Source organism: Janthinobacterium sp. FW305-129, from assembly GCF_020858115.1.
In the GTDB taxonomy this organism is placed as follows: domain Bacteria; phylum Pseudomonadota; class Gammaproteobacteria; order Burkholderiales; family Burkholderiaceae_D; genus Janthinobacterium.
Genome location: NZ_JACYMM010000011.1, coordinates 68386 through 81914, shown reverse-complemented (window position 1 = coordinate 81914; position 13529 = coordinate 68386). Strand labels below are relative to the sequence as shown.

Genomic DNA, 13529 nt, shown 5'->3' with positions numbered 1-13529 from the left:
TTTAAATGTGTGACATGTCCCTATACTATGTTTCATTAAATCTAGATAACGGGGAACTATCGATGAAGCATTTCAGAGTGTCATTTCTAGTGACATTTATCTGCCTGGGCATTTCCGCCTGGTGGGGTTATACGCACGGTGGCGTGCAGACGATGCTGGCGGCGCTCGGTATCGCGGTGATCCTGGGCGTGATGGAAGTCTCGCTGTCGTTCGACAACGCGGTGGTCAACGCCTCGGTGCTGAAGAACTGGGACAAGTTCTGGCAGAACCTGTTCCTCGGCGTGGGCATCATCATCGCCGTGTTCGGCATGCGTCTGCTGTTTCCGCTGGTCATCGTGGCGCAAGCGGCGGACCTGGGTTTGATGGAAGTATGGAATCTGGCACTGAGCAATCCGGAACAGTATTCGATGCACCTGACGAATCACCACGCGGAAGTGGCGGCCTTCGGCGGCATTTTCCTGCTGCTGGTTTTCCTGAACTTCCTGCTGGACTCGGAAAAAGAAACGCACTGGCTGGGCCGTATTGAAGAAAAACTGGGCGCGCTGGGCAAGATCTCGTCGATTTCCGTGATGATCGCGCTCGGTACCCTGATGGTCAGCCTGTCGATGATCGAAGAAGGCCAGAAGCTGGTGGTTCTGACGGCCGGCCTGTGGGGCATCCTGACCTACGTGGGCGTCGATGTGATCAGCGGCTTGCTGGAAGGCGATAACGGCGACGGCAACATGGGCGACATCATCAAGCGCGGCGGTATTGGCGGCTTCCTGTACCTGGAAGTGCTCGACGCCTCGTTCAGCTTTGACGGCGTGATCGGTGCGTTTGCCATCACCAAGGATGTCGTGATCATCATGCTGGGCCTGGCAATCGGCGCGATGTTCGTGCGTTCGATGACGGTGTTCCTGGTGCGCAAGGGCACGCTCGACGAGTTCGTTTATCTGGAGCACGGCGCGCACTATGCGATCGGTATCCTGGCCGTGATCATGTTGGTCAGCATGAAGTTCCACATTCCCGAGATCTTCACGGGTCTGATCGGCGTGGCCTTCATTCTCGCCTCGCTGTGGTCGTCGATCCGCTACAAGCGCAGGATGGCGCTTGAAGAAGGCCAGACGGAAGCGCTGGAAGCGGTCAAGGCAGTGTAAAGAATGCGCGGCAAACGACTACACCCGTTTGTCGGCAAGTTGCAGCAAGCGTCGCCGCCGGCCTGGGGAGTCAGGCCGGTGGAGGGCGCCAGGTGTTTGGTCATACACAACCCACATAGGAGAAATACATCATGGCAATCAGTCTGCAAAAAGGCGGCAACGTCAACCTGAGCAAGGAAGCCCCCGGCATTTCGAAGATGATCATCGGCCTGGGCTGGGATGCCCGCGCCACCGACGGCGCCGCGTTCGACATCGACGGTTCCGTGTTCCTGCTGAAGGCCGACGGCAAGGTTCGCGCCGACGTCGACATGATTTTCTACAACAACCTGAAGTCGAGCGACGGTTCCGTCACCCACTCGGGCGACAACACCACCGGCGCCGGCGATGGCGATGATGAAACCGTCATCGTCGACCTGGCCACGGTGCCAGCCGAGATCGACAAGATCGCCGTCTGCGTCACGATTCACGATGCCGAGGCGCGCAAGCAAAACTTTGGTATGGTATCGAAGGCCTACGTGCGTTGCGTGAATGCCAACGGCAACACGGAAATCGCCCGTTTCGACCTGTCGGAAGACGGTTCGGCGGAAACGGCCATGGTCTTCGGCGAAATCTACCGCAACGGCGGCGATTGGAAATTCAAGGCCATCGGCCAGGGCTACAAGGGTGGCCTGGGTCCACTCGCAGCATCGTTCGGCGTCGGCGTGTAAGTTGTAAATAATCAAGGCGGTCCGCAGCGCGGGCCGCCGCCATCACCATCATCGTTGAGGAAGGAATAGTCAGATGCCAGTTTTCAATATTACCGGGGACGTCGACCCGTTCCTGCATGTGTCGCTGGCCAAGGGCGAGAAGATCTATTGCGAATCCAATGCGATGGTGATGATGGAAACCAATCTTGAGCTGAAAGGCAAGATGACGGGCGGCATAGGCGCTGCGCTGATGCGCACCTTTGCCAACGGTGAATCGTTCTTTCAGCAGCATATCGAGGCCATGCGGGGCGACGGCGATTGTCTGTTGTCGCCCACCTTGCCCGGCGCGATGCGGGTGCTCGATATTGGAGCCCAACAATACATGATCAGCGACGGCGCCTTCGTGGCGGCCAGCTCTGGCGTGGAATTGAAGGTGCGCACGCAAAGCCTTGGCAATGCGCTGTTTGCCCAGAGCGGTGGTTTTTTCATCACCGAGACGGCAGGCAGCGGCCAGCTGGCGGTGTCCGGTTTTGGCGCGATGTCGATACTGGAAGTGACGCCTGGCAAGGACGTGGTGATCGATAACTCGCACGTCGTATGCTGGGACAACCGCCTGCAATACGAAATTTCCATGACGACCGGCAGCAGCGGCGGCTTTCTGGGCAATTTGATCAATAGCCAGACCAGCGGCGAGGGCGTAGTACTGAAATTTTCAGGCACGGGAAAAATCCTCGTGTGCTCGCGCAACCGCGCGGCCTTCCTCGCCTGGACCCAAAGCAAGCCGGCGTAATCAAGCAGTAACTAACTAAACAGGAGCAATGCGTATGTCTGTCAATTTGAGCAAAGGCCAGAAGATTTCTCTGGACAAAGAAGCTGGCACCACCCTGACCCGCATCACCATGGGCCTGGGCTGGGATGCGGCCAAGACCAAGGGTTTCCTCGGTTTCGGTTCGAAGACGGAAGCCGTCGACCTGGACGCCTCGTGCGTCATGTTCGATGACAACAAGAGCACGTCCGATATCGTCTGGTTCCGCCAGCTGAAAAGCAAGGACGGCAGCATTGTCCACACGGGCGACAACCGCACGGGCGCGGGCGATGGCGACGACGAACAGATCAATGTCGATCTGTCGAAAGTGCCGGCGCACGTGAAAAGCCTCGTCTTCACCGTCAACAGCTTTACTGGCCAGAACTTCTCGCAGGTGGAAAACGCCTATTGCCGCATCTTGAATGCCAGCAATAACCAGGAAGTCGCGCGTTTCAACCTGTCTGTGCAAGGTTCCCACACGGCACAGATCATGGCCAAGCTGTACCGCCATAACGGCGAATGGAAGATGCACGCCATCGGAGAAAACGGCAACGGTCGCACCTTTGACGACCTGATGCCCCAGATATCCGTGCATCTATAAGGAGCAGTACGCAGCGGGCGGGGGACGGACCGGATACCGGCCCTTGTCCGCTGCTCTATATTTAGGAGAGTATGTCGTGATGCGATTGCTGATAGCCTTGCTACTTCCGTGTCTCACGTTTTTCATGCTGGGGCGCCCGCTGGCCGGTGCCGCCGCCTTGATTTTGCAGTGCACTGTGATCGGCTGGGCGCCGGCGGCCCTGTGGGCCCTGTACACGGTGAACCAGCATAAAACGGAGCAGGAACTGGAAGGTGCGTTAAGCCGCAGCTACATGCGCAGGCGTAGTCGCTTGATTTAAGGTCGATTGATCTAAATCAACCGGGCGCCAGGAATCCTTGCGCTAAAGCCCGCACGAGCGATCGTGCGGGCTTTTTTGTGCGCGCTCACTTCTTGCAGCGTATCGGCACGTTCACGGAATTGCCGTCCGAACTCAGGTTGCGGTACTGCAAATCTTCGCTTTCGATGGCGAAGCGGGGCAGGGCGTGCACGTAGCGCTGCTTGCAGACGGTGTCGTCATTGATCAGCTGGCCCGCCAGCATGTAATCGCACAGGGCGAAGCGCGATTCCTCGTCGTCGAGGATCAGCACGCGCGCGGCGCTGTACAGGGCCGATTGCAGGACGTCCGGGCTGCAGTTTTCCGGACCCGTCAGTTTCAGATGGGTCTTCGTTTGCGTGGCCAGGCGCTGCAGCTTGACGAGGGCGGCGCGCTCTTCCTTGCGCGCACTGTCGACTTGCGCATCGCCGCTGGACAGGCGCAGCGCCAGCGAGGCGATCTGGTCGATGGAAATATGCCAGGCAAAGCCTTCCAGCCGCGTGCGGATCTGGCCCGGCAAGGGATCGGCCGCATCGACTTCGCAGCGGTACTGGCCCAGGTGGGGGCGGCACAGCACGGGGATGGCAAAGGCCGAGGTGCGCTTGCCCTTGACGAATTTCTGGCTCAGGTCGCCGAAGTTTTCATGCGTGATGGTATCGAAGCGGGCTTGCCCAAAGCCCATCTTGACGAGGTTTTCCTTGCGCTGGCGTGAAAACAGGGCGTCGACGGCATCGTAGATATTCTTGTTGAAGATGCGGTCCAGCGGCTGGCGCTCGTCCGACATCTTTTCGAAGACGGCGCTGGAATTGGGTGCGTTCGCATCGATGGAAAGGAGGATGAAGGGCTTGCTGTTCAGGCGCGGCGGCACGACGGCCATGTCGTTGCCGTACAGCTGAGTCAAGGCCACGTCCCACAGGGTTTCCACGCCCAGGTTGTCGGCCGCGCCGCCGTCGAACAGGTGCACGTAGGACGGCGATTCGCGCGACTCGGAACCGAGTTCCGGCACGAAACTGTTTTTCGGACGGAAACGCTCGAAGGTGACGGAATCGAACACGCCGGGAAAGGCGGCCGAGGTGGCCACGGCCGTGGCCAGGCGGATATCCTGGATCGGCGAATGCAGGGTGCCGTAGAAATACTCGTAGGAAAACACCACGCGCTTGCCGCCATCGGTGGCGTCCGTTGCGTTGGCCAGGAAGATGGGGCCGTCGTGCGGCAAGTCCTGGTAGGTTTTCTTGTCGTACAGCACATCGTCGAACACGTCGGACAGGAACGAGGTGCGCGTCTTGTTCGTGAGCAACATCGTCGTCAGGTTGGCGGGTTTTAATATGGTCTGGCCGAAGAAATCCGTTTTCAGTTTGCTGCGCAGCAATGGCCAATCCGTCTGCTTGCCATGCAGCGCATAGTAGCCGCCCGCGATGGCGCCGCCCGAGACGCCGGAGATGGCCGAGGCGCCGCTGACGAGGCCGAACTCTTCCAGCTGCTCCAGCGAGGCGGCCGAGAAATTGGCCGCGCGGCTGCCGCCACCGGACAGGGCGATGCCGATGAAGTGGTCGTTGGGCATCGGGTTCTGGATGCGGGCCTTGGGCGCGTCGATGCGCAGGCGCGGTGCTTCCTGCACGGCAAACGTGCGGTTTTCGACGCCGCTGTTGGGGCGCAGGGCGAGTACCGTGCAACCGCTCAGCAGCGCAACGAGGATAAATGGGACAAACAAACGTGGATGCATGCGCGATCTGTGCGTAGTCAGGGGTTGGGATACGGACGGAAACGTGTGCGATTCTAGCAAACTTGCCGGTGATTAAGCATGCAGTCCATACGCGAGGAGGGCGGCGCTGTAGCCGGCGTGTACCAGCATGGGCGCCAGCAGCGCGCCGCTGCGTTCGTACGCGAGGCCCGCGCACAGGCCCAGTACGAAGGCAGGCAGCATGGCGGCCGGTGGATGCACGAGGGCAAACAGTGCGGCGGTGATGCCGACCGCCTGCCAGGACGGCAGCGCGCGGCGCAAGCCGCCCTGCAGCAAGCCGCGGAAAATGAATTCCTCGCACAGGGGCGCGGCCAGCAGCGTCAGTCCCGCCAGCCACAGTCCGTTGCTATTGATATGCATCAATGGCGAAGCGGCCTGCGGCAACAGGGCTGCGTAGCCGATGCCGGACAGCGCAGCGATACAGGCGCCCGCGCCTCCCCAGCGCCACGGCTGGCGGCCCTGTCCGATGCGCGGCACGCCCGTCGTCCCGGCGCGCCAATATACGAGACGCAGCAGCACATACGTGAGCACGCCGGCCACCTGGTCCTTGAGCAGGATCAACAGCAGGGTTTGCAGAATAAAAAACAGCATGGCGGCGATCAGGCCGTCGGCCGCCGAGACCGTGGCCGGCGGCGAGGCGGCCGGATCGAGCAGGTAGGGCAGCGCATCGCGCGCCTTTTGCCACAGGGCCACGGCCAGCGCGCCCGTGAGCGCGACAAACACCAGCTGTTGCACGGCGCTGCCGGCGGCCAGCGCCGCGATGTACAGGCCGGTGAGCAGCAGATACAGGTACATATACGCGGGGCGCACCTTTGCCGTTGCCTCGGTGGCCAGCGGGTCGCTGGCAAACACGCCCAGCGCCACGGCGATCGCCGCGTACAGGGGAATGCCGGCCAGAGCCAGCAGCATCAGGCCCGCCGTCTGCCACGACCAGGCGGGCAGCCAGGCCAGCGCCGCGCCGAACAGGATGACTGGATACAGCAGGGCCAGCACGGCCCACAGCTGCGCCTTTTGCCGCAGCGCCTGCTCGATGGAGACGGGAAACGTGTATAGCAGCCACAGCGCGCCGCCTTCCTTGTTCAGGGTCTGGAAGGCCGACATCATGAGCACATAGCTGCCGAGGAAAAAGCCGGTGCAGGCCAGCAGGACGGGGCTGGCCAGCAGCGCGTGCAGGTCGCGCGCCTGGCCTGTGAACAGGGCTTGGCCGCCGAGGATGAGCAGCGGCAGCAACAGGGTTTGCACGAGAAAATTGCGGTCGCGCAAGAGTAATGTCAATTCGCGCCGCTGGATCGGCGTGCCGGGGCGCGGGCGCCACCGGCGTGGGGGCGATGGCGTCGCTGCCGGCTTGCGCGCCGCTTCGCGCTGGCCCGCGCCCACGACGCCGTGGCGCAACTGGCGGCGCAGCACGGCCATGCCCAGCAGCATCAAGCACACGCATTGCGCCAGCAGCAGGATAGCGGGCAGCAAGGCGGCCACGCCATCGGCATTGAGCAGCCGTACCAGCAGGCCCGGCGGCGTCCAGCCGCTCCAGGCGGGCATGGCGGCCGCCCAGTCATAGGCGAAGCCGCCCATGCCCATGCCGAAGGACATGCCCATATACATGGGCAACAGGCCCGCCAGCGAAATCACGGCCTGCAGGTTGCCCAGTTGGGCAGGATTGAGCGACAGGCGCAAGCCCGTGTCGACGAGGGTGCGCAGCATGGCGGCCAGGGCCAGCAGGACGAGGCTGGTGAGCAGGCCGGACAGCGGTGAAAGCCAGCCCTGGCCCGCATACCAGGCGATCATGGTCGTGCCGGGCCACAGGGCCAGCAAGCCGGCCGGATTGACGAGCGTGCGTTCGAGCACGCGCGCCCATAGCAAGGTGCTTTTTTCGACGGGCAAGGTGACCAGCCATTCCAGGTCCCAGTCCGGCTTCGACAACTCTCCCATGCCCAGCGGCAATAATACGCTGACCAGCCACAGCAGCGCCAGTTGCAGCGTCAGGCCGCCGATCAGCGCCGTGCTGAACGGCGCGCCCATCAGCTGGGCGATGACGGGGTCGAGCAGGTGGTTGTCCGTGTACAGGCTGCCGCGCACCTGGCAGGCGGCGACCTGGTCGAGCAAACAATGCATGTTCAGGACGCCATGGCGGGCGATGCTGCCGAAGGAAAACAGCATGGGCAGCAAGAGCAGCGCGCCCGGCAGCCAGCGCCTGCTGCGCTTGCCCGGCGTGGCGGGGCGGCTCTTATTGTTTTTCGTGAAGGACAAGCCCCGGCCGCTGACGTTGAGCAGGCGCTGCAGGCGCAAGCGGGTCAGCAGCCAGACGGCGCGCCAGGCGGTGGGCGGCGCCGGTGTCATGCGGTTTCGTCGGTGAGTTGCAAAAAGAGGTCTTCCAGGCTGCCATCGCTGGACAGTTGCTGGCGGATATCGTCCAGGCTGCCCGTGGCCACCAGGGCGCCCCGGTGGATGATGGCGACGCGGCTGCACAGCTTTTGCGCCATGTCCAGCAAATGCGTGGACACGAAGATGGTGGTGCCGGCGGCGGCGCGGCGCAACAGGCGTTCCTGCACCTCGCGCGACGCGCGCGGGTCGAGGCCGTTGATCGGCTCGTCGAGAATCAGCACGGCCGGATCGTGGATCAGCGCGCACGCCAGGCCCAGCTTTTTCTTCATGCCCAGCGAGTAGTTGACGGCAAAGTCTTCGGCCGCCTCGTCCAGGCCGAATTCCGTCAGCAGGCGCGCGGCGCGGTCGGCCGCTTCCGCGCGCGTAAAACCATGCATTTCGGCCACGAATTGCAGGATTTCACGGCCCCGCAAATAATCGTAAAAGATGGGGGTGTCGGGCAGGTAGCCGACCTTGCGCTTGACGGCGGCGCCATCGCGGTGGCAATCGAGGCCATCGACCAGCACGCGGCCGCTGCTGGGCACGAGGATGCCCATCAGCATGCGGATGGTGGTGGTCTTGCCGGCCCCGTTCGGACCCAGGAAACCGAAGAGCTCCCCCTTGCTAACCTGTAAGGTCAGCGGCTTGACGGCTTCGAACGTGCCGTAGTGTTTGGACAAGCCTTCGAAGGCGATCATCATGCTTCCCAAAAAAGATGGCGTGCAGGATGATAGCCCGAGACGGCGCCGCCGGAGCGCCCCTTAGTGGCCTAACTTAATGTCGCAACATCACTCCGATGGCGATGCAGGCCACGATCGCCAGGCCCATGGCGAGGACGTAGGCTGCCATCAACAGCAGCCAGCGGCAGACGGTAGCGAGCTTGCCGCTTGGATACACGCGCCACATGGCCCACGGCAGATAGGCCAGCAGCCAGGCGCCGAGCGCAAGGCGGACAAGGTCGACGGGGATGAGGATCATCAGCGCCATCGTGATGAAGGCGAAGGCGTTCGTATGCAGAGCGAACAGGAAATGCTCGCCATAGCGCCGTCCGCTGCCCAGGTAGAGGATTTTCAGGAACAGGGCGAACAGCGGCATCAGGCCAAACATGGCGTACGGCGCGTAATGGAAAAAGCTTTCCACCACGAGTTTTTGTTTCTCGGCCGTGGGCAGTTGCTCAAAGTCTTGCCATTGGCGCGGCAGGGTGGGCGTCTGGCCCAGAATGCTGACCTGCATAGGCGATGTCTTGCTTTCCGGAATTTCACGTGGGCCGTGGGCGCTTGCCTGGGCTTGCTGTTCGTGGACGGTGAGGAATACGTCGGGGCTGCTGAACTTGAGGATGGCAAAGAACAGGATGCTGAAGCTCAGGTAGACGCGCAGCGGTTCGACGTAGCGCACGCGGCGTCCCGCGATGTATTCATTGCTCAGTGCGCCAGGGCGGAACAGCAGCAGGGCCAGCGTACGCCACAGCTTGCCTTCGAGCGCCACATAATGCGCGACAAATTCATGCAGGAATTCGCGCGCGCTGGGTACGTGCAGGGTGGTGGACTGGCCGCAGGCGCTGCAGAAGTTGCCTGGCGCGTCGGTGTGGCAGTTATGGCAGGTACTGGCGGGACTGGTGCTGGACGACACTGTTTTCAAGATGGACTCTTTCCATGGCCGAAAGGGAAAAATGCACGCTCAAGGGCGCAGCCTATGATGAATGAAAACAATGATAAAAGGGCATTTTTCTCTCGATAGTTGCTTATGAGATACAAAATGCCTGTACCGTTCAGCGACAGGCAAATGCGGCCAGCAGGCGCCGCTCCCCGCTTGGCGTGAGGCGCAGGGCGCGGCTGTCGAATTCGCGCTCGGCCCAGCCCTGGCGCAGGGCCAGTTGCAGGACGGCGGCACCCAGCGCGCCGCCCAGGTGGGCGCGCCGTTCGCTCCAGTCCAGGCAGGCACAGGCGAAGCGGCGGCGCTGGCGCTGCAGTTGCGGCACGTCGATGCCCAGGGCCGCCATGCCGGCCGTGCCCGCTTCCGACAGGCGATATTCTGCGCCATCGTCGAGCAGCCAGCCTTGCGCATGCAACTGGTCGTGCAGGGCGACGGCCACGGTGCCGGCCATGTGGTCGTAGCAGGTGCGCGCATGGCGCAAGCGGTCCGGCGTGGTGGGCGTAAAGGGCGTTGCGGCCACGCCGGCCACCACCAGCAGCGCTTCGAGGGCGTGGCCCACCTCCATGCTGGCCAGGCGGTAATAGCGGTGCTTGCCTTGCGCCAGCATGGACAGCAAGCCATCCTCGCGCAAGCGGCTCAGATGGGCGCTGGCCGTCGAGGCGCCCACCTCGGCCAAGGTGGCCAGTTCCGTGGCCGTGCGCGCATGGCCATCGAGCAGGCTGCACAGCATGCGCGCGCGCGCCGGTTCGGCGATGGCGCCGGCCAGTTGCGCCAGGCCCATGTCGGCCGAGGGAAGCTTGTCATCCATGATTCGTCCGTGGGCGAAGTGTTGTGGTGGAAGGGCCAGCATACTCGTGTCCCCACTTCACTGCAATGGAATGCGCATGCCGCTCGCCGACTTTGTTATCGATCCCGCCGACCCTTTTTCTGCCGTCACCCACGCGGCGCCGTACGGCTACTATCGCCGCCTGGCGGACGGCCCGCCCCTGCGCTTCGACGCGCAGCTCGATTGCTGGCTGGCGACGGGCACGGCCGGCGTGCAGGCCGTGCTGGCGCATCCCGCTTGCCGCGTGCGCCCGCCGGGCCAGGCCGTGCCGCAGAATCTGGCAGGCACGCCGTGCGGCGCGATTTTTGCCGAACTGGTGCGCATGAACGATGGCGAGCGGCATGCCGTGCCGAAACAGGTGTTGGCGCGGGCGCTGGGCCAGGCGGATTTGGCGCGCCTGCATGGACGGGTGGTGGATCTTGCCGGCGACCGCGTTCCCGGCAGCGCCGCGCAGCTGAATGACGCGATGTTTGAACTGCCCCTGTTCGCCATGGCGGACTTGCTGGGCTTTGCGCCAGCGCAATGGCCGGCGCTGGGCGCCTGGACGCGCGCCTTTGTCGCCTGTTTGTCGCCGCTGAGCAATGGAGAACAATTGGCAGGCGCGCAGGAAGCGGCTGATGCCTTGCTGCAAGGTTTTGCCGCCTTGCTGTGTGAGGGCGACGCGCGGCCCGGCAGCGTGCTGCACGACATCGTGGCCGGGGCGGATGCCATGGGCGGCGGCATGCTGGCCAACCTCGTGGGCTTGCTGTCGCAGACCTGCGACGCCACGGCCGGTTTGCTGGGCAATGCCATCGTGGCCTTGCGTGCGCAACCGCAGTTGTTCGCGCAACTGCGCGCGGCGCCCGAGCGCTGGCCGGCCATGCTGCGCGAGGCCAGCCGGCATGATCCCGCCATCCACAACACGCGCCGCTACACGGCCGATGCCGTGGCATTGCACGGCGTGCGCATACCGGCCGGGCAGATGATCGTCGTCGTGCTGGCCAGCGCCGGCTATGCGGAGTTGGGTTTTGGCCATGGCCGCCACGCCTGTCCGGGCCAGTCCATCGCGCACACCATCGCCACGGCTTGCCTGCTGGCATGGGCCGGTGCATTGGAAGGCATGCCGCTGGCGTGGGCCTATCTGCCGTCGCTGAACGCCCGCATTCCCGTGTTTGCGCAAGGAGACAACGCATGATTGCCGTGATTTTTGAAGTCTGGCCCAGCGCCGATGGCCGCCAGCAATATCTTGACCTGGCGGCCGCGCTGCGGCCCTTGCTCGATGAAGTGGACGGTTTCATTTCCATCGAACGTTTCAGCAGCCTGAGCGAGCCAGGCAAATTGCTGTCGCTGTCCTTCTTTCGCGACGAGGCGGCGCTGGCCCGGTGGCGGCAGCTCGAAGCGCACCGCGCGGCGCAGTCGGCCGGTCGGCACGGCGTGTTCGACGATTACCGGCTGCGCATCGCCGGCGTGGTGCGCGATTACGGCATGCTGGAGCGGCAGCAGGCGCCCGCCGACAGCCGCCAGCGCCACGATGCCTAGCGTTTAGCGGGGCAGCGCGCCCTGCGTAATTTTCACTTTGACCCGGTAGGTGGGCTCGGCCGCGTTGAGGGCCGGCGGCGTGGCCGGGTCGACGTCGAGCAGGGTGAACGTCAGGTGGTTGACGGTGACGGAACTGGCGGCGCCGGGCATGGATTCGGACAGCACGATGTCGGTAGCGCCAGCGCTGTTGAGCAAACTGAAACTGTAGCTGACGTAGCCTTTCCACACGCATACGGCGCCCTTGCGGCAGCGGCTGTCGTTGACGCGCTCGAGTTTCAGGGTATCGGTGGCCGTGATGGCCACCTGTTCGCCCGGCGACAGCACGTGGGTGACGCTGCGCGGCGTGTTTTCCGCGTCGCCGGCGCTGCCGGCCGCGCCGCAGCCCGCCAGCACGGCCAGGCAGGCGAGGAACAGGGGGAGCAACCACGTTCGGTACGATTGATGTAGGTAATCCATGTTTTTCCTTTCAGTTGGAGCGTCCCCCGCGTGGCGTGCACGCATGGGATGAAAATGATAATAACAAAATGATATTTTTCCGGCGCACCATTGGCGCGCTGCGGATGAATTGATGCGCCGGCCACGCGGCGCGCCGATTACTGCGTAGAATGGCTGTTTTGAAAATCAGGAAACAACCATGAAAAAAACCGACCTGGCCAAAAGCGATGCCAAGAAACTGATGGGAAAGATGAATGTTCCCGGCGCCGGTGCATTCGGTAAGGAAGCGGTGGTCGTCGACCGCCGCGAGCAGCGCAAGCGCGATCAGGCCCTGGGCCTGGTGCCATTCGCCGTCAAGCTGAACAGCGATCTGGTGTTGCAATTGCAGACCCTGGCCAAGGAACGCGGCGCGGATCTGAATGAATTGGTCGCCGAAGTCCTCGCCAAGGGCTTGGCTGCCTGAGCGACGGGCGTCCGTCACCCCCGTACATCAAACGGTTTTTGCCCGTTTCGTACGGGGTTTGGCCGTTGCCGCGTCAAGACCGCTGGGCCTCACCGTCGCGTGCGGCGGCAACTTTTTAATGGCGTCGAGCAAACGCTTTTTTAGTGCATCCTTGGGCAGTCCGGGCACGGCCACGTTGAACTGCTCCGGTGACGTGCGCTTGAGCGCGGCGATGCGCGGTGCTCCTGCCGGCCGGCGGGTTTGCATCTCTGCGAGCCGAGCTTGTATCTCTTCCTCGGTTTTTGCCTGAAGAATCTCATTGAGATTGATGATTTTCTTGGTGGTATTCATATGATCACACCTTTTTCAGCCAGATACAGATGCAGTATATCCCAATGGGCACTCGCAGGCGCGAGGTCAAACTCGACCTGGCGTCCCCGTCCATGTCTGCGCCACCAGTCGACGCCTTCCGGCGTGCGCATCAAGTCGTGCAAGGTACGGGCCGAGCGCAGCGCAGGCGCGGTTTCACCGGCAAGCTGCGCGCGTTCGGCGGCGTCCAGGTCCGCCTGGAAGCCGGCCCTGGCCCACAGATACCAGCCGCTGAATTCATCGCCGACTTTCCCTGCCGCCAGAGCCTTGATTTTAGCGATACCCAGGCGTTGCGCTTCCCTTGCTTCGATCGCAAAACTTCGGATGGCGATGCCCAAGCCTCTGAACTCTTTCTTGATGACTAAAATATCGTTACTGACAAGCTGAAAGCCGTCCGCGCTTTGCTGTACCGTACGTTGCATCGTTTCAATAATATCGTCATGGGCAACTTCGATTTCAAGATCGCCGCCTGACGTGATGACGGGCAGCATGTAGCTGCCGTCGGGCGCTCCGGTCAGTTTTGCAAACGCGGCAGTATCGAGCACATGTCCATTTAACAAGAATTGACTTGCCGTGGTCTCGTGCAGGACACGTACTTGGCAATTAAATAATGCCGCGGTGAGTGCATCTCGCTTGCTCATCG

The 13529-nt window shown here is 62.7% G+C and carries 16 protein-coding genes; 8 read left to right on the top strand and 8 right to left on the bottom strand.

Annotation, left to right across the window (positions count from 1 at the left end; genetic code table 11):
• The first annotated feature begins 62 nt into the window (after positions 1–62).
• From IGS61_RS21570 to IGS61_RS21550, 5 genes are all read left to right on the top strand, one after another.
• Positions 63–1136, top strand: a complete 1074-nt coding sequence (locus IGS61_RS21570) for a DUF475 domain-containing protein (protein ID WP_230541509.1) — start codon at positions 63–65, stop codon at positions 1134–1136.
• 131 nt (positions 1137–1267) lie between these two features.
• Positions 1268–1843: a TerD family protein gene (locus IGS61_RS21565; protein WP_077399765.1), complete on the top strand. Its 576-nt coding sequence runs from the start codon at positions 1268–1270 to the stop codon at positions 1841–1843.
• Between the two features lie 73 nt (positions 1844–1916).
• Positions 1917–2612 (top strand): TIGR00266 family protein, encoded by a 696-nt coding sequence (locus IGS61_RS21560; protein ID WP_230541508.1) that lies wholly within the window; start codon positions 1917–1919, stop codon positions 2610–2612.
• Between the two features lie 34 nt (positions 2613–2646).
• Positions 2647–3228, top strand: coding sequence for a TerD family protein (locus IGS61_RS21555; RefSeq protein WP_099665451.1), 582 nt, complete (start codon positions 2647–2649; stop codon positions 3226–3228).
• Between the two features lie 79 nt (positions 3229–3307).
• Positions 3308–3526 carry a hypothetical protein gene (locus tag IGS61_RS21550; RefSeq protein WP_034784905.1) on the top strand — a complete coding sequence of 73 codons (219 nt, stop codon included), beginning with the start codon at positions 3308–3310 and terminating at the stop codon, positions 3524–3526.
• A gap of 85 nt (positions 3527–3611) precedes the next feature.
• Here the strand turns inward: IGS61_RS21550 and IGS61_RS21545 are convergent, their stop codons facing one another.
• The 5 genes from IGS61_RS21545 to IGS61_RS21525 all read right to left on the bottom strand — a co-directional run bounded on the left by IGS61_RS21545 (position 3612) and on the right by IGS61_RS21525 (position 10104).
• The gene (locus tag IGS61_RS21545; RefSeq protein WP_230541507.1) at positions 3612–5264 is read right to left on the bottom strand and encodes a patatin-like phospholipase family protein; all 1653 of its coding nucleotides are present in this window, start codon (positions 5262–5264) and stop codon (positions 3612–3614) included.
• A 72-nt stretch (positions 5265–5336) separates the two neighbouring features.
• Positions 5337–7619, bottom strand: coding sequence for a CPBP family intramembrane glutamic endopeptidase (locus IGS61_RS21540; RefSeq protein ID WP_230541506.1), 2283 nt, complete (start codon positions 7617–7619; stop codon positions 5337–5339).
• Complete coding sequence (locus IGS61_RS21535; RefSeq protein WP_230541505.1) at positions 7616–8344, bottom strand: ABC transporter ATP-binding protein; 729 nt, start codon at positions 8342–8344, stop codon at positions 7616–7618. Before IGS61_RS21535 ends, IGS61_RS21540 begins: the two co-directional genes overlap by 4 nt.
• A gap of 73 nt (positions 8345–8417) precedes the next feature.
• Positions 8418–9272: a DUF3667 domain-containing protein gene (locus tag IGS61_RS21530; protein ID WP_230541643.1), complete on the bottom strand. Its 855-nt coding sequence runs from the start codon at positions 9270–9272 to the stop codon at positions 8418–8420.
• Between the two features lie 139 nt (positions 9273–9411).
• Positions 9412–10104, bottom strand: a complete 693-nt coding sequence (locus IGS61_RS21525; RefSeq protein ID WP_230541504.1) for an ArsR/SmtB family transcription factor — start codon at positions 10102–10104, stop codon at positions 9412–9414.
• A 76-nt stretch (positions 10105–10180) separates the two neighbouring features.
• Here IGS61_RS21525 and IGS61_RS21520 point away from each other — a divergent pair, with 76 nt between their 5' ends.
• Positions 10181–11296, top strand: a complete 1116-nt coding sequence (locus IGS61_RS21520) for a cytochrome P450 (protein WP_230541503.1) — start codon at positions 10181–10183, stop codon at positions 11294–11296.
• Positions 11293–11640, top strand: a complete 348-nt coding sequence (locus tag IGS61_RS21515) for an antibiotic biosynthesis monooxygenase family protein (protein ID WP_230541502.1) — start codon at positions 11293–11295, stop codon at positions 11638–11640. The genes IGS61_RS21520 and IGS61_RS21515 overlap by 4 nt, the downstream gene beginning before the upstream one ends.
• A gap of 3 nt (positions 11641–11643) precedes the next feature.
• Here the strand turns inward: IGS61_RS21515 and IGS61_RS21510 are convergent, their stop codons facing one another.
• Positions 11644–12096 carry a hypothetical protein gene (locus tag IGS61_RS21510; protein ID WP_230541501.1) on the bottom strand — a complete coding sequence of 151 codons (453 nt, stop codon included), beginning with the start codon at positions 12094–12096 and terminating at the stop codon, positions 11644–11646.
• Positions 12097–12274: 178 nt separating this feature from the next.
• Here IGS61_RS21510 and IGS61_RS21505 point away from each other — a divergent pair, with 178 nt between their 5' ends.
• Positions 12275–12538 (top strand): hypothetical protein, encoded by a 264-nt coding sequence (locus IGS61_RS21505; RefSeq protein ID WP_230541500.1) that lies wholly within the window; start codon positions 12275–12277, stop codon positions 12536–12538.
• A 27-nt stretch (positions 12539–12565) separates the two neighbouring features.
• Here the strand turns inward: IGS61_RS21505 and IGS61_RS21500 are convergent, their stop codons facing one another.
• Positions 12566–12868 carry a hypothetical protein gene (locus IGS61_RS21500; protein WP_230541499.1) on the bottom strand — a complete coding sequence of 101 codons (303 nt, stop codon included), beginning with the start codon at positions 12866–12868 and terminating at the stop codon, positions 12566–12568.
• Positions 12865–13527, bottom strand: coding sequence for a hypothetical protein (locus IGS61_RS21495; protein WP_230541498.1), 663 nt, complete (start codon positions 13525–13527; stop codon positions 12865–12867). The genes IGS61_RS21500 and IGS61_RS21495 overlap by 4 nt, the downstream gene beginning before the upstream one ends.
• Positions 13528–13529: the final 2 nt, after the last annotated feature.